The organism is Burkholderia sp. AU6039, from assembly GCF_002223365.1.
Taxonomy (GTDB): Bacteria; Pseudomonadota; Gammaproteobacteria; order Burkholderiales; family Burkholderiaceae; genus Burkholderia.
Window position 1 is genome coordinate 1,543,323 of sequence record NZ_NKFK01000005.1, and the last position, 14,371, is coordinate 1,557,693.

13 protein-coding genes are annotated in these 14,371 nt (G+C 68.3%); 5 read left to right on the forward strand and 8 right to left on the reverse strand.

Annotation, left to right across the window (positions count from 1 at the left end):
- Positions 1–42 precede the first annotated feature (42 nt).
- Positions 43–975 carry an AEC family transporter gene (locus CFB39_RS24650; protein ID WP_179257753.1) on the reverse strand — a complete coding sequence of 311 codons (933 nt, stop codon included), beginning with the start codon at positions 973–975 and terminating at the stop codon, positions 43–45.
- A gap of 182 nt (positions 976–1,157) precedes the next feature.
- Positions 1,158–2,042: a LysR substrate-binding domain-containing protein gene (locus CFB39_RS24655; RefSeq protein WP_089474801.1), complete on the reverse strand. Its 885-nt coding sequence runs from the start codon at positions 2,040–2,042 to the stop codon at positions 1,158–1,160.
- A gap of 295 nt (positions 2,043–2,337) precedes the next feature.
- Between CFB39_RS24655 and CFB39_RS24660 the strand changes: the two genes are divergently transcribed.
- Entirely contained in the window at positions 2,338–3,582 is a 1,245-nt protein-coding gene (locus CFB39_RS24660) for a serine hydrolase (protein ID WP_089474802.1), read from the forward strand.
- Positions 3,583–3,595: 13 nt separating this feature from the next.
- Here the strand turns inward: CFB39_RS24660 and CFB39_RS24665 are convergent, their stop codons facing one another.
- Both CFB39_RS24665 and CFB39_RS24670 read right to left on the reverse strand, forming a co-directional pair.
- Positions 3,596–4,429 (reverse strand): GntR family transcriptional regulator, encoded by an 834-nt coding sequence (locus tag CFB39_RS24665; protein WP_089474803.1) that lies wholly within the window; start codon positions 4,427–4,429, stop codon positions 3,596–3,598.
- A 137-nt stretch (positions 4,430–4,566) separates the two neighbouring features.
- Positions 4,567–5,502 carry a helix-turn-helix domain-containing protein gene (locus CFB39_RS24670; protein WP_089474804.1) on the reverse strand — a complete coding sequence of 312 codons (936 nt, stop codon included), beginning with the start codon at positions 5,500–5,502 and terminating at the stop codon, positions 4,567–4,569.
- An 87-nt stretch (positions 5,503–5,589) separates the two neighbouring features.
- Between CFB39_RS24670 and CFB39_RS24675 the strand changes: the two genes are divergently transcribed.
- Positions 5,590–7,020, forward strand: a complete 1,431-nt coding sequence (locus CFB39_RS24675; RefSeq protein ID WP_089475657.1) for a cytochrome P450 — start codon at positions 5,590–5,592, stop codon at positions 7,018–7,020.
- A 208-nt stretch (positions 7,021–7,228) separates the two neighbouring features.
- Positions 7,229–7,540: a panthothenate synthetase gene (locus CFB39_RS24680; RefSeq protein WP_089474805.1), complete on the forward strand. Its 312-nt coding sequence runs from the start codon at positions 7,229–7,231 to the stop codon at positions 7,538–7,540.
- Between the two features lie 81 nt (positions 7,541–7,621).
- Here CFB39_RS24680 and CFB39_RS24685 read toward each other — a convergent pair whose 3' ends face one another.
- Together CFB39_RS24685 and CFB39_RS24690 are read right to left on the reverse strand one after the other, a co-directional pair.
- Positions 7,622–8,005, reverse strand: coding sequence for a hypothetical protein (locus CFB39_RS24685; RefSeq protein WP_089474806.1), 384 nt, complete (start codon positions 8,003–8,005; stop codon positions 7,622–7,624).
- Positions 8,006–8,143: 138 nt separating this feature from the next.
- Positions 8,144–8,944, reverse strand: coding sequence for a helix-turn-helix transcriptional regulator (locus CFB39_RS24690; RefSeq protein WP_089432638.1), 801 nt, complete (start codon positions 8,942–8,944; stop codon positions 8,144–8,146).
- A 141-nt stretch (positions 8,945–9,085) separates the two neighbouring features.
- Between CFB39_RS24690 and CFB39_RS24695 the strand changes: the two genes are divergently transcribed.
- Positions 9,086–10,492 carry an APC family permease gene (locus CFB39_RS24695; RefSeq protein WP_089433307.1) on the forward strand — a complete coding sequence of 469 codons (1,407 nt, stop codon included), beginning with the start codon at positions 9,086–9,088 and terminating at the stop codon, positions 10,490–10,492.
- A gap of 72 nt (positions 10,493–10,564) precedes the next feature.
- Positions 10,565–11,674, forward strand: coding sequence for a P1 family peptidase (locus CFB39_RS24700; RefSeq protein WP_089474807.1), 1,110 nt, complete (start codon positions 10,565–10,567; stop codon positions 11,672–11,674).
- 129 nt (positions 11,675–11,803) lie between these two features.
- Here the strand turns inward: CFB39_RS24700 and CFB39_RS24705 are convergent, their stop codons facing one another.
- Positions 11,804–12,016: a hypothetical protein gene (locus CFB39_RS24705; protein WP_034191451.1), complete on the reverse strand. Its 213-nt coding sequence runs from the start codon at positions 12,014–12,016 to the stop codon at positions 11,804–11,806.
- A 137-nt stretch (positions 12,017–12,153) separates the two neighbouring features.
- The gene (locus CFB39_RS24710) at positions 12,154–14,337 is read right to left on the reverse strand and encodes an FUSC family protein (protein ID WP_089474808.1); all 2,184 of its coding nucleotides are present in this window, start codon (positions 14,335–14,337) and stop codon (positions 12,154–12,156) included.
- Positions 14,338–14,371: the final 34 nt, after the last annotated feature.

A 14,371-nucleotide genomic window follows, 5' to 3' on the forward strand; every position in this document is an offset into this window, starting at 1 on the left:
TGGCAGTCTGGATTCAGGGGGAATGAGGGCGGCGCTGCGTCGTCAGCGAAACACGGGCGCCGACGCGAGCGCGCTCAGCACGACCGGCATCGCGAGCGCCGCGGCGACCGTCTGGAACGCGGTGATGCCGGCCATCAGCGGCGCATCGCCGCCGAGCTGGCGCGCCATGATGTAGGACGCCGACGACGTCGGCAGCGCCTGGAACAGCAGCGCGACCGTCAGCGCCGCATCGCCGAGCCCGAGCAGGCGGCCGGCGGCGAGCGTGATGAGCGGCATCGCCATGAACTTGAACGCCGACGCGACGCACACCGGCTGCAGCCACGCCCGCGCCGCATCGAATTTCAGCGCAGCGCCCACGCACAGCAGGCCAAGCGGCATCGACGCGACGCCGAGCGCGCGCACGGCCGGCGCGACGGCCGCGGGGAACGAGACGCCGCCGGCCTGCATCGCGATCCCGAGCGCGCACGCGACGACCAGCGGATTCGACAGGATCTGGCGCACGAGTGCCGCCGCGCCGAGCCGTGTGTCGCCGTAGCGTGCGAACACCAGCACGCACATCAGGTTGACGGTCGGGACGATCGCCGCGACGCACACGGCCGCGAGCGCGATGCCTTTTGCGCCGAACAGGCCGGCGGCGAGCGCGGTGCCGACATAGTTGTTGAAGCGCACGGCGCCCTGGAATACCGACGTGAAGCCGGCGCCGTCGACCCGCACGAACCGGCGGACCAGCAGGAGAAGCGCCGCGGCGAGCGCGGTCGAACCGACCAGCGTGGCCGCGAGCGGTAAAACGGGCAGTGACTGCAGCCGTGCGTTCGCGAGGCCGTCCGCGAACAGCGCGGGCAGCAGCACGTAGTAGCATAGCCGCTCGGCCTGCGGCCAGAACGCATCGCCGATGAAGCCCGTGCGCCGCAGGCCGTGGCCGAACGCGACCAGCAGCGCAACCGGTGCCAGCGCGAGCAGGATCGGGCCGATCATCGACGCGCCTTCACGCGAGCCGTGCAGGCGGTGCGGGCCGCCGTGAGCGGCGGGCACGCAAAACGGCGGAACGAGGCGGGAATCCATCCGGCGGACAACATGGCGACACGCAATCGAAAGAATGACGATGCCGCCAAGTTAACACGCGCAAGCAACAGGAATAATGGTTAATTATCAGGTGTTCAATGAGCAATTCTCATCGATGACGCGGTGACTTCGGCGGCCAGCGCGCGTGCGAAACGCTCGGCCGGACGCGACTGGTGTTCGAGCAGGACGACCGCGCGCCCCATTTGCGGCTGTCCGAACGGCAAGCGCGTGACGGGCGGCAGCCGCGCGAGCGTCGCATCGGGGAGCGCGACGATCGCCGCGCCGAGCCCTCTCGCGACCATGCGCACGATCGTTTCCGCGCTGTCCAGCACCATCTCCTCGCGTACGCGCACACCGATGCGGCGCAGCTCGGCGGCGATCATGCGGCCGGCCCAAGCCTGTGCATCGAAGCGGATGAACGGCAGCGCATCGAGCAGCGTGACCGCATCGCGTTCCGCCTGGTCCGGCGGCGCGAGCAGCCAGAAGCGATCCTCGTACAGCGTGGTCCACGTCAGTTCCGCCGGATGCGGGCGCACGGGGCGCGTCGTGATCGCCGCATCGAGTTCGCCGGCCGCGACGCGGTTCGCGAGTTCGGCCGACATCCCGGCCGACACGTGCACGCGCAGCCGCGGGTGCGCCGCGCGCAGCGCGAGCAGCGCGTCGGGCAGCGGGCCGGACAGCGCGGTCTGGATCGCGCCGATCCGCAGGCGGCCGACCAGCTTCTTCTCGTCGCTGAGCGCGTCGGGAATCCGGTCGACCATCGCGAGCACCTGCTCGGCCTGGGCCAGCAGGATGTTGCCGGCCTCGGTGAGCACCGGCTGCCGGCGCGAGCGATCGAACAACTGCACGTTGTATTCGCTTTCGAGCGTCTTGATCTGCAGGCTCACCGCCGATTGCGTGAGGCCGATGGCTTCGCCGGCGCGCGCGAATGTACGGTATCGGGCGATGGCGACCAGCGTTCTGAATGCGCGTAATGACATGAGCGGACGGAGGTGGGCAGAGGCGGCCCCGGCCGGCGCGATTGGCGGCGCGTTGCGGGTAACGGTTTGCAGGGCCGCCGCCGGGGTTCGCGACATCATGCCCGGGCGTCTCGAATCGGGCAACCGGCCTGCATGGGGCGCGCGGGGTGTCGCCGATGAGTCGCGGTGGTTCGAGCATTCTTTAAAATGATATAGTTCTATCTTTAGAATGTTTTAGCCGGATGAGCGTCCTGTCAGAAGCGTGGTGGCGCGGGCGCCGGCGTGTCGAGACCGAAGTGGAAAGAGGAGCAGGGGCATGACGAAGGTGGCACATCCGGGTTTGTCGTCGCAGCGGCTGATGGCGCTCGACACGCGGCTGAACGAACGGTACGTGGCATCCGGGCGCTTGCCGGGGGCAGTGACGATGATTCATCGTTGTGGCGAGCTGGCGCACGTGAACGTCGTTGGATCGATGGATATCGAGCGGGCGAAGCCGATGCGCGAGGACGCGATTTTCCGCATCTATTCGATGACCAAGCCGATCACGAGCGTTGCGTTCATGACGCTGGTCGAACAGGGGCTGGTCGCGCTGGACGATCCCGTATCGAGCGTGATTCCGGCCTGGAAGGATCTGGGCGTTGCCGTGGCCGGCGCACGAAGCCTCGGCGGGTTCCAGACCCGGCCCGTCGCACGCGAGATGCTGATGGTGGATCTGCTGCGCCATACGGCCGGGTTGTCGTATTTCTTCCAGGCCCGCACGAACGTCGATGCCGCGTACCGGGAACTCGCGCTCGGCGAACCGGGCAACCCGGGCGGACTCGACGGCATGATCGCGGACCTGGCCAGGCTGCCGCTCGACTACTCGCCGGGCAACGAATGGAATTATTCGGTCGCGACGCACGTGGTCGGCTATCTCGTCGAGACGATTTCCGGGCAGCCGTTTGCCGACTACCTGAAACAAGTGCTGTTCGACCCGATCGGCATGCCCGACACCGGCTTCTTCGTGCCGGACGAGCAGGCTGAGCGTCTGTGCGCGTGCTATCGCCCGGGCGCCGATGGCGGCCTCGTGTTGCAGGACGACCCGGCGGCCAGCGCGTTTCTCCGGCCGCCTGCGCTGGCATCGGGCGGCAGCGGGCTCGTGTCGACGGCCGGCGATTACCTGCGCTTCTGCCGGATGCTGCTGAACCGCGGGTCGATCGACGGGCACCGGATCCTGAGCCCGAAAACCGTCGAGCTGATGACGATCAACCATCTGCCGGGCGGCCAGACGCTCGACCGGATGTCGCGTTCCACGTTCAGCGAGGCTGTCTACCCGGGGCTCGGTTTTGGGCTCGGCTTCGCGGTGACACAGGACGTGGCCGCGACGATGCAGCCGGGCAGCGTCGGCGATTACTTCTGGGGCGGCGGCGCCAGCACCGCCTTCTGGATCGATCCGGCCGAGGACCTGATCGTCGTGTTCATGACGCAACTGCTGCCGTCGACGACGTACCGGATCCGCCGCGATCTGCGGCATTGGGTCTACGGTGCGATGGGCGACGACGATGGCGGTGCGCCGGCGTGACGCGGTGAGCGCGTCAGGCCGCCGGCTTGCGCGCGCTTTTCCGGGCGCCTGAGCGGGGCGACGGGATCAGGTCGGCACTGCGATCGTCGCCGTCGAGATCGTGCGTGATATCGAGCACGAAGCGGTCGGCGCGGTAGAGATAGAGCCCCGCGTGGACGATGCAGCCGCCGCCGTCGGTCCACCAGCGGCGCATGCGGATCAGCATGTCGGCCATGCTGCAGTCGGCGCCGTCCGACGCGAGCAGGTCGGCCGTCTCCTGGTCCGCATACGCGGCCGTGATTTCCTGGCGGGCCTTCGCGAGCGGAAGGCGGTTGTATTGACGAACGAGATAGCCGACCTTGTGCCGCGCGTCGCTGCCTTTCGGAAACCGGTCGTAGGTTTCGCGTGCGACGAAGCTGTCCATCATGCCGTAAGGCGTGCCGTCGTGCAGTTGAAGCGTGCGGATCCGCATGTAGGCGGCGCGCATCGGCTGGCCCGTCTGCAATGCGGCGGGCAGTGCGGTCACAGCTTCGCGCAGCAGCACGCGCAGCGTCTGGCCGGGCGCAAGCTGCAGCGGATCGTTGATCGCGGCGCGCAGCGCCGGGTTATCCGCCGGCGAGACGACATCGGCTGTGACGAACGTGCCACGGCCGCGGGCGCTGCTCACGAGCCCTTCGGCGCTCAGCTCGGCCAGCGCCTGGCGCACGGTGATCGTGCCCGCTTGATAGAACGCGCACAGCTCGGGAATCGGCGGCAACTGGTCGCCGCGCTTCCATTCGCCCTGATGGATGCGTCCACGCAGCAGGCTGGCAATCCGCGCATAAAGGGCGACCCCTTTGCGCTCGGGGGGCGACGACGACGGGTTCAATCACGGGCTCCTGGAATGATGCGGGCGGCGGGATGGCAGAGCGTGGCGCGACGGGCGTGGCTCAGATAAACGCCTAACATTCTACTCTTGGAATGTCTGTGCTCGGGCAGGCGTCCATGCCGGTGCGCCGCCGATCGTCACACCCACAGCCGGTACATCCAGAACGATTCGTCGTCGATGAAGCGTTGCGTGAATTCGCTCGGCGAGAACCCCGTGATGCGCTTGACCTCGCGGCTCAGGTGCGCCTGGTCGGCGAACCCTTCGTCCAGCGCCAGCGTGGCCCAGTTGAACGCGGCGCCGGCTTCGTACCGGTCGCGCGCCGCGAAGAACGCGCTTTCCGTCCTGACGAGCGTTTGCCATTCGCGCAGCGATCGGCCGCTGTAGGTCTTGATCCGCCGCTCGACCTGCCGCGGGCTGTGGGTATCCCGCCATTCGCGCGCCTGCAGCGCAAGGCGCTCGACCCAACTGCGTCCCGCATTGCGTAACGACGAAAGCGGCGTCGCAGGCCGTAACGCCTGCCAGCGCGGTGCAAGATGACGTTCGATCGCCGCCAGCGCATCGGCATCGCGGTCCGCGCCGGCCAGCGCGTCGAGCAGCGGATGCCAGTCGTGGCCGAGGCACGCATGGGCGTCGAGCACGCGATCGTGGATGTCCGCCAGCGCGATGCCGAACAGCGCCCGCGCCGCATCGGCGGTGAAGCAGATCATGCCGATCCGTCCGCCCGTCGGCGCCCAGGCCACGGTAGGGGCCGAATGGCTGCCCGACAGCGTCACGGCGGCACCGAAGGGGCGCCACCGGGGCCCGTCGGCCGTGTTTTCGACGAAGCCCACGTCGAGATCCCGATACCACGACACGCACACGAGCGGCGTGGCCGGAAAATGCGAGAGCCGCTGCGCGTCGCTCAATGCGATCCCGCGCGTATCGTGCAACACGATCGCGACCACCGCGCCCTGCAGGGCAGCCGGCGCCGGGTACAGCCGTCCATGCGGCGCCCGCCCGTCGCCCGGCACGCGAGGGGCGCGGGCCAGCGGATCGGGGCACGACAGCGGGATCGATGACGGGTCGGAGAACATGACGCTGGAGTATAGGGAGCGGCCCGACGCGTGTCGATGTCGTTTGCGTTCAAGACCGCCGCCATGTCGGTGCGGACAATCCGGCCCATGAACACGCGATCCACATCCTCATGTCCATTCCATACGGGCGCTGCTGCTGCGGCGCCCGTGCTTCACCCGCCCGGCGTATGGCCGCCGGGGCCGCGTGCCGGCCTGACGGGTTGGGGTCTGTTGCGCGCGATGTCGCGCGACCTGCTCGGCACGCTGGCCGGCTGGCGGCGCGAATACGGTGATGTCATGCACTTGCGAATGTGGCCAGAGCATGCGGTGGTCGTGACCGATCCCGCGCTCGTGCGCGAACTGCTGGTCACGCATCACGATGCGCTCGGGCGCTGGGAGCGTGCCGTCCGCGTGTTTGCGCAGGTCCACGGCCATAGCGTGCTGATCGCAGAAGGCGACGCGTGGCGCGACAAGCGGCAGGCGTTGCAGCCGAATTTCATGCCGAAGGCGGTGCAGACGTTCGTGCCGTCGATCGCGGCGACGGCCGGACATGCGCTCGCGCAGTGGCCCGCGCGCGATCCGGACTGGCCGATCGAAAGCGCACTGACGTCGCTGGCGATGGACGTGATCATGCGCACGATGTTCTCCGACGCGATCGGCGACGATGCACGCGCGGCCGAGGAAGCCGTGCGCGCGGTGAGCGCGGCGGCCAACGCCGATTTTTACTGGCCCGCGAGCACGCCGGACTGGGTGCCGTGGAAGCGCGGCAAGGCGCGGGCGATGGCCGTGCTGAACGGGCTGATCGACCGGCAACTGCATGCGCGTCTCGACCTGCCGACGCACGCGTGGCCCGACGATCTGCTGTCGCGCCTGTTGCGGCTGCATCGGGACGACGCGCGGCGATGGCCGCTGCAGGCCGTGCACGACGAATGCATGACCGCGTTCCTCGCCGGCCACGAGACGACCGCCGGCGCACTGACCTGGTGGGCGTGGTGCATGGCGACGAATCCGGCGGCGCAGGCCGCCGCGCGCGATGAAGTGTCACGCGTGCTGGGCGGTTGTGCACCGTCCGCCGAGACGCGAGCGTCGTTACGCTACCTGACGCACACGCTCGAGGAAACGCTGCGCCTGTATCCGTCCGCGCCGATCCTGATCAGCCGCCGCGCGTCGCGACCGATCGTGCTGGGGCCGTGGCAGTTTCCCGCGCGGACGCTGTTCATGCTGCCGCTGCAGCTCATGCAGCGCGATGCGAGATGGTTCGACGCGCCCGACGTGTTTCGCCCCGAGCGTTTTGCCGACGACGCGGCGGCCGCACCGCGCGGCACCTACATGCCGTTCGGCACGGGTCCGCGCGTGTGTCTCGGGCAGCATCTGGCGATGACGGAAATGACGGTCGTCGCGGCGATGATCCTGCAGCGCTATGCATTGTCGGCGCCGCCCGGCATGAAGCCGCCGCGGCCGGTGCTGAACGTGACGCTGCGGCCGGACCGGCCGCTGCATCTCGCGATCGCGCCGGCGGCGGATGGGCGTTCCGCGTGATGCGGACGGCGCGGCCGGGCGAGCGTGCCGCTGAGTCGACGACAGATATCGAACGCGACGGCAGGCTGGCTGATACGCGACACGCAACGAAATCGAATCGTCGAAACGTAAACGCGTGCCGGGCGCTGCGTTCGGCGCCACTGCCGCGGCATCGCGCAGCACCTATGCTTGAAGGGCCCAGGCCGGGCGCAGCCCAAGGAGGATGGTCATGCGCATGCTTCTCAACATACGAATCCCTCACGAGCCGTTCAACACGCTGGTGCGCGACGGCAGCGTCGGCGACGTGATCGGGCGAATACTCGAAGCGGTCAAGCCCGAGGCCGTGTATTTCACGGAGCAGAACGGCGGGCGCGGGGCGGTCGTGATCGTCGACCTGAACGATCCGTCGCAGATCCCGGCGCTCGCGGAGCCGTGGTTCCTGATGCTGAATGCGGATTGCGAGTTCCGCGTGGTGATGTTGCCGGACGATCTCAAGCACGCCGGGCTCGCGCAGATCGGCGCGAAGTGGAAGTCGACGTAGACGTAGCGGGAATCAGCGCATGACGATGCCCCTGCTCGAGACCCGTGCAGGCGGCTTGGCGCGCCGTCGTTCGCGTGCCGGCTATCGCGCAGGCTGCGACGGTTCGGCGTTCGCTGTTTGCCTGTCTTTCGGCCGCACCAGCAACAGCAGGCCGCTCAGTGCCGCGGCAGCGACGAACACGAAAAAGAACTGTTCGTTCCATTGGCGCAGGCTGTCGGACGCCACGCCGCCGTGACTCCCGGCCGAGGCGCCGGCTTCCAGCAGGAACGTGAAGACGGCCGGCACCGGCGCGGAGCCCAGGTAGGCGAGGAACGCGAACTGCAGCCGGCCGCGGGTCAGGAGCGACCAGACGTTCTTGCCCATCAGGCAAGCGACCAGTACCACCGGCGGGATGAGCACGATCGATACGGCACTGATCGCACACAGCAGCAGCCAGCCAAGTCCGATGATCGGAATGAGCGACATGAATCGGGGCTCCTGTTGTCGGGCAATCCTGTTGTCGACGGCGCATCCGCATCGGCGTTACCGGATGACCGCGGCTTGCGGCGCTTCACGGAGTGTGCCCGATTCCACGCCGGTTGCCATCCGTCGGCACCGATGCAGTCATCCGGCCGCGTCTTCCCCCAGCGCCTGGATGAAGCGCGAAAACAGCTCGGGCTGTGATGAAATCCCGAGCTTCGCGTACAAATGCCGCCGGTGCACCTTCACCGTTTCGGGGGATATCGCGAGCCGCTCGGCGATCGCCTTCGACGAATTGCCGCGCAGCACCATTCTCGCGATCGACATCTCGCGATCGGTCAGCACGCCCGCACCGAAGCGGGCAAGCGCCTGCTCGACCCGCGCGCCGAGATCGGCGTCGGGCGTCGCGCGCGCCGCGTCGCCCACCAGCCGCCAGTGCTGCCGGATCGCCGCGAGCACCCACGGCATCGCGGCCGTCAGCTTGCCGAGCGGCTCGACGTCGAACCGCGTGCCCGCACCGAGCGACAGCGACAGCAGCATGTCGGCGTTCGGCCGCACGAGGATCTGGATCTCGTCGTCGCCGACCGCGTCGCGGAAGTAGCTCAGGAAATATTCGCTCTGCCGGAACAGGTCGGGCGCGACTTCCTCGAGCCGGTAGCAGCCGTCGGCGAGCCCGTCGTGCGCGGCCTGCAGGAACGGGTCGAGCAGATACACGCCGTTCAGGTAGAGCGGCACGGGCGATGCGGCGTCGGTGCCGCCCGTGTCGTATTCGTCGAGTACGAGCGGCACGCCGTCGCGGCCGATCGCGGTCGCGAGCGCGTTGTCGAACGGCACCATTTCATTGAGCAGCAGCACCAGGAACCGCCAGAAGCGCGGCTGGCCGAGATGATCGATTGCGCGGCCGAGCGCCTGGTGCATCGCGATTTCGGAAAAGAGACGATCCATACCACCACCGGAAGGGCGTAACACGAAGGGGGAATAGCGGTCCTGAAATTGGCTTCCTAGACTGCCACGCAATCAATCGGGCCCGAGTATGGGCGTTCAAAAAAAAGTGGCAAAGGATTGGCCCAAGCACAGGAGAACGAAATGGCGATGATGTCGGAATCGACGGGCACGCTGCAAGCGGCGCCTGCAACGGAAGACGCGCCGCGCGCGCTGTCGCAGACGCTCAGCGTGCGCGATGCGGTGATGATCACCGTATCGGGCGTGACGCCCGCGAGTTCGATCTTCGTGATCGCGCCGTTCGCGATCCAGCAGGCCGGCAGCGGCGCCGTGCTGTCGTTCCTGCTCGGCGGCGTGCTCGCGCTGGCGTTCGCGCTCTGCTATGCGGAGCTGAGTGCCGCGCACCGCAGCGCGGGCGGCGAGTACGTGATGGCCAAGCGCGTGTTCGGCACGCTGCCCGGCTACCTGACCTTCATCACGGTGCTGTCCGTCAGCGTGTTCATCCCCGCCGTGCTCGCGAGCGGCGCCGCGCCCTACCTGAACAACGCGCTCGGCACGCATTTCAGCAACCAGTCGGTCGCGCTGACGATCGTGCTGCTCAGCTACCTGCTCGGCATGCTGAACATCAAGACGAACGCGTGGATCACGGGCGCGTTTCTCGTCGTCGAGATCGGCGTGCTGATGCTGATCGCGGGCCTCGGCTTCGGTTCGCCGCATCGCGGCGCCGACGCGCTGATCGCGCCGGTCGTCGCGAGCGGCAACGCGCTCGTGCCGGCGACGCTGGCCGCGATCGTCCCGGCGATCGGCACGGCGATCTTCTGCTACAACGGCTTCGGCTCGGCCGCCTATCTCGCGGAAGACCTGCGTGGCGGCAACCGCAATGTCGCGAAGGCGGTGATCTACTCGCTGCTCGTGATCCTCGTCGTCGAACTCATTCCGCTCACCGCGATCGTGCTCGGTGCGCCTTCGCTGACCGAGCTGACGAAGAGCGCCGACCCGATCGGCTATGTCGTGCGTTCGCTGAGCAATCCGGCCGTGTCGCGCGTGGTCAGCGGCGGAATCTTCCTGTCGGTGTTCAACGCGATCATCGCGATCGTGATCACGATGGGCCGGCTGCTGTACAGCAGCGGCCGGCATGCGCTCTGGTCGCGCACCTGCAACCGCGCCTTCTCGACGATCCATCCGCGCTTCGAATCGCCTTGGCTCGCCACCATCGCGCTCGCGGTGCCGTCGGCGGGGCTCGTGTTCGTGTCGAGCCTCGACGAACTGACCGCGTTCACGGTCGACCTGCTGCTGCTGATCTATCTGGTCGTCGGGCTGGCCGCGCTCGCGAGCCGCTTCGTGCGCCGTGACGTCGAGCATCATTACCGGATGCCGTTGTGGCCCGTGACGCCGCTCGTCGCGGTAGCCGGCGCCGCGTATACGCTCTACACCACGCTCGCAACGGCCACGAAACCGACCGACCTGATCATCATCGCGGGGCTGCTGGTCGCCGCGCTCGTGATGTATGTGGTCTGGGCGCGCCACAGCGAAGCTTTCCGCACGCTCTGAGCGCGGGATCGAAAGCTTGCCGTACCGAAACATCGAAACACCGAACCATTGAAAGACGGGAGGAATTGCATCATGCGCACGAGGGATCTCGGCATCCGCATCGGGCTCGGCACGCCGGGCCGCTTCAACGCGATCACGGACGTTCCGGGCGTGCGGGTCGGACATTGCACGCTGAACGTCGAGAACGGCGACGCGTCGATCCGCACCGGCGTCACCGTCATCGAGCCGCGCGCGGGCGCCGCGCACGATTCGCCGTGCTTCGCGGGTGTGCACGTGCTGAACGGCAACGGCGACGCGACGGGGCTCGAATGGATCCGCGAGGCCGGCCTGCTGACCACGCCGATCGCCTATACGAACACGCACAGCGTTGGCGCAGTGCGCGATGCGCTCGTCGCGAACGAGCGCGAAGCGGCGGCGGGCCGCGTGTACTGGTGCATGCCGGTCGTGATGGAAACCTACGACGGGCTGCTGAACGACATCTGGGGGCAGCACGTGAGCGCCGCGCATGTGCAGCGCGCGCTGGCCGCCGCGCAGTCGGGGCCGGTTGCCGAAGGCGGCGTGGGCGGCGGCACGGGGATGATCTGCCACGAGTTCAAGGGCGGCATCGGCACCGCGTCGCGCGTGCTCGCGGCCGAGTTGGGCGGCTGGACCGTCGGCGCGCTCGTGCAGGCGAACTACGGCGTGCGCGAGATGCTGCGCGTGGCCGGTTATCCGGTCGGCGAAGTGCTGCGGCACGTGCCTTCGCCGTTCCGCGCGCCCGACGCGCAGGGCGAGGCCGGGATGGGCTCGATCGTCGTGACGATCGCGACCGACGCGCCGCTGCTGCCGCACCAGTGCACGCGTCTCGCCCAGCGCGCGAGCGTCGGGCTGGCGCGCGTCGGCGGCGGTACGGAGGATTCGAGCGGCGACATCTTCCTGGCGTTCGCCACGGGCAACAACGGCCTGCCGGCGGCGAACTACGGCAGCAAGGGCGCGCCGACCACCGGCGTGAAGATGGTCAACAACGACCATATTTCCGCGCTGTTCGTGGCGGCGGCGGAAGCGGTGGAGGAAGCGATCGTGAATGCGCTCGTCGCGGGCGGCGACGTCGAGTCGCGCGGGGCGCGGGTCGAAGGGCTGGGGCAGGCGCGCTTGCTGGATGCGTTGCGCGAGGTGGGCTGGCGGCCGGGGCGCGGCGCCTGAAACGGCATGCACCGCTTCAATCGAAGCGGCGCGCAGGGGAGCGGCGATGCGGCGAGCGGCCGGGCCGCCGCTCGCCCATGGATGCAACGCGGGCGGTGCGGGCCTGGCCGTGACGACGCGGCGTCATGCTCAGCTGCCGAAGTAGATGTTGCAGAAGCTGACGGGGCCGACACACGCGTTCGGGTCTTCCTGCTTCGATTGCGAACGATCGACGCGGCCGGCGGCCTTCACGGCTTCGGCGCGGTTCGCCTGTTGCGGTGCGGCGTCTGCCGGTGCCGGCTGTGCGTGAGCAACAGCAGCGGTGAGCGACAGGGCAACGAGGGCGAGGTGCAGCGGCTTCATTTTGGTTTCTCCTGGGTGGGTGCCAGTCTCGCTGGCAGTGAGGAAACTATAGGCTCGCACTGCTTAAAGATTAATCACCGCGGCTGTAGAGCTTATTTCCATCCGGAACAAGGATCCCGTTGCGCGCGCACCGATCGTCAATGGCGGTGCCGGTTGAATGGCGCATCCTTGTCCAGCAGCGCGCTGCGCATGAAGTGCAGGCAGCCGACGATGCGCTGCATCCGGTGCCGCTCGTTGGGCACCGCATACCACGCCTGCAGCGTGTGCTGCGCCGCGCGGATCGCCAGGTTCACCGATTTCAGCGTGCGCGCGTGGTGGCCGGGCGTCGGGTCGTCGAAGAAGCGCGGCAACTCGTGCAGCACCGCGTCGATCGAGCCGGTCCAGCGCAGTGTTTGCGGCGGTTTCGATTCACAGAACGCGTTCAGTTCGTCGCGCAGGTCGATCACCGCGTGGCCGACCTCGAGCGTCGACAGCATCCAGCGCAGCGCGTCGCGATGCTGTCGCGTGCGCCGCACGAGCAGCGTGCGCAGTTGCGCCATCAGGTCGTGCGTGCTCGACTGGAAGCGCTGCGCGAGGCGCTCCGTCGGCCCTTCGCACGCCAGCGTGACCTGGCGGCGCAGGTCGTGCGCGATGCGGCCCGTGAGCCACGGCATGTGGGTAGGAAACACGACCGCGAACACGAGCGAGCATGCGAGCATCGCGACGACGATCGCCAGCCCGTTGTTGATCAGCACCTCGGGTGTATAGGCGATCACGTTGTCGGGCCCCGCGAGAAGGCAGAAGAACACCGCGAAGCCGATCCCGTAGCCGGACAAGCCCGGCCGCATCGCGAGAAACGCGCCGAGGCCGAGCACCGGCGCGAGCGCGGCGCACAGCAGCGGGAACCCTTCGATGTTCGGATACACGTAGCACAGGAACACGTAGCCGACGGCGGTCGCGAACGCCGCGCCGACGCTCATCTGCGCGACGAACTTCGGCGCGCGCGGTGACGTCGAGCTGAGCGCGCACGAGATCGCGGTGGCGATCACGGCGAGCGGGCCGCTCGGCCATTCAGATGCGAGCCAGAACGCACTCATCGCGCCGACGGCGACGATCGTGCGCAGGAACGCGAACCCGACGAAGAACGAATTGGTCTTCACCGCGTAGTGCGTGACCGAGCGCTCGAACGCGTGATCGTCCTGGTCGAGCGATGCATAGGTGTCGGCGTAGCCGAGATATTCGCCGATGAAGCGGTACAGCAGCTCGATCGCGGTATCGAAGTCGAGCAGGCCGCCGGCCGCATGCTCCTCGATGGTTCGCCGCGACGCGCGCGCGGCTTTCGGCAACGCGCTGTGGAAGCGACGCAGTTCGAGCAGTGCGCCGGTGGCCGGCGCGATGCCGCGCTGCCGCTCGTCGCGCAGCGCGGCGAAGCGTTGCGCAAGCGCATCGACGTGCGGCGCCAGCGCATCGAGCACCGCGTCGGAGCCATTGGCGCGCAATCGCTTGACGAGCTGGTGCAGCGCATGCAGCCGCGTGCACGCATTCATGAACTCGCTGTTCAGCCGCGCGAGGCGGCGGCTGCGCGCGCGAATGTGCGGATCCTCGAACGATGCGAACGCGCGGTTGGCCTCGAAGCCGACGATGTCGTCGACGAAATCGGCGAAGCGCCGCTCGAAATCGCCGCGCGCGACGTCGCCGGCGAGTGCGCCGGCCGTGAACGCCGCGAACGTCGCATGACGGGTGCCCAGTGAACGCATCAATGCCTTCGCGGAGCTGAGCGGCAGGATCAGCGCGCTGACCGCGCCCGAGCACGCGATGCCGAGCGCGACTTCCGCGGCGCGCGTGAGCGCGGACTGGAACAGCGTCTGCGGGGTCATCACGGACGGCAGGCCGATCAGCGCGGCCGTGTAGCCGGCGAGCACGAAGCCGTACCAGCGGAAGTGGCGGTTGCGCACCGCGAGCGCGATGCAGGTGCCGATCCACAGCGTGATGCCGGCCATGTACAGCTCGGGCTGCTGCGCGAACAGCCCGCCGAGCGCGAGCGCGGCGACGAGGCCGGCCGCCGTGCCGAGCACGCGGTAGAAGCTCTTCGCGAACACCATCCCCGACAGCGGCTGCATCAGCACGAACACGGTCGTCATCGCCGTGCGCGGCTGCGACATCTCCAGGCGCATCGCGATGCCCATCGCGAGAAGTGCCGCGAACACGGTTTTCGCGAGGTGCAGCCAGATCAGCCCGTCGCTCGCGGCCCAGTCGCGCGCCGCGTCGCCGAGTGGATCGAGCCAGGTCCTCCATCGTGCCGGTTCGATGGAAGGACGCTCGATCGCAGGTTGTGGCTTCATGAAAAGAGGGGGCCGGTACGGGGCCGGGCGAGGT

What these genes read in the sequence shown, in the direction of transcription:
- CFB39_RS24700 (WP_089474807.1), top strand. Translation starts at nt 10,565, where the DNA reads ATGCGCACGAGGGATCTCGGCATCCGCATCGGGCTCGGCACGCCGGGC.
- CFB39_RS24680 (WP_089474805.1), top strand. Translation starts at nt 7,229, where the DNA reads ATGCGCATGCTTCTCAACATACGAATCCCTCACGAGCCGTTCAACACG.
- CFB39_RS24685 (WP_089474806.1), bottom strand. Translation starts at nt 8,005, where the DNA reads ATGTCGCTCATTCCGATCATCGGACTTGGCTGGCTGCTGCTGTGTGCG.
- CFB39_RS24650 (WP_179257753.1), bottom strand. Translation starts at nt 975, where the DNA reads ATGATCGGCCCGATCCTGCTCGCGCTGGCACCGGTTGCGCTGCTGGTC.
- CFB39_RS24660 (WP_089474802.1), top strand. Translation starts at nt 2,338, where the DNA reads ATGACGAAGGTGGCACATCCGGGTTTGTCGTCGCAGCGGCTGATGGCG.
- CFB39_RS24710 (WP_089474808.1), bottom strand. Translation starts at nt 14,337, where the DNA reads ATGAAGCCACAACCTGCGATCGAGCGTCCTTCCATCGAACCGGCACGA.
- CFB39_RS24670 (WP_089474804.1), bottom strand. Translation starts at nt 5,502, where the DNA reads ATGTTCTCCGACCCGTCATCGATCCCGCTGTCGTGCCCCGATCCGCTG.
- CFB39_RS24655 (WP_089474801.1), bottom strand. Translation starts at nt 2,042, where the DNA reads ATGTCATTACGCGCATTCAGAACGCTGGTCGCCATCGCCCGATACCGT.
- CFB39_RS24695 (WP_089433307.1), top strand. Translation starts at nt 9,086, where the DNA reads ATGGCGATGATGTCGGAATCGACGGGCACGCTGCAAGCGGCGCCTGCA.
- CFB39_RS24675 (WP_089475657.1), top strand. Translation starts at nt 5,590, where the DNA reads ATGAACACGCGATCCACATCCTCATGTCCATTCCATACGGGCGCTGCT.
- CFB39_RS24690 (WP_089432638.1), bottom strand. Translation starts at nt 8,944, where the DNA reads ATGGATCGTCTCTTTTCCGAAATCGCGATGCACCAGGCGCTCGGCCGC.
- CFB39_RS24705 (WP_034191451.1), bottom strand. Translation starts at nt 12,016, where the DNA reads ATGAAGCCGCTGCACCTCGCCCTCGTTGCCCTGTCGCTCACCGCTGCT.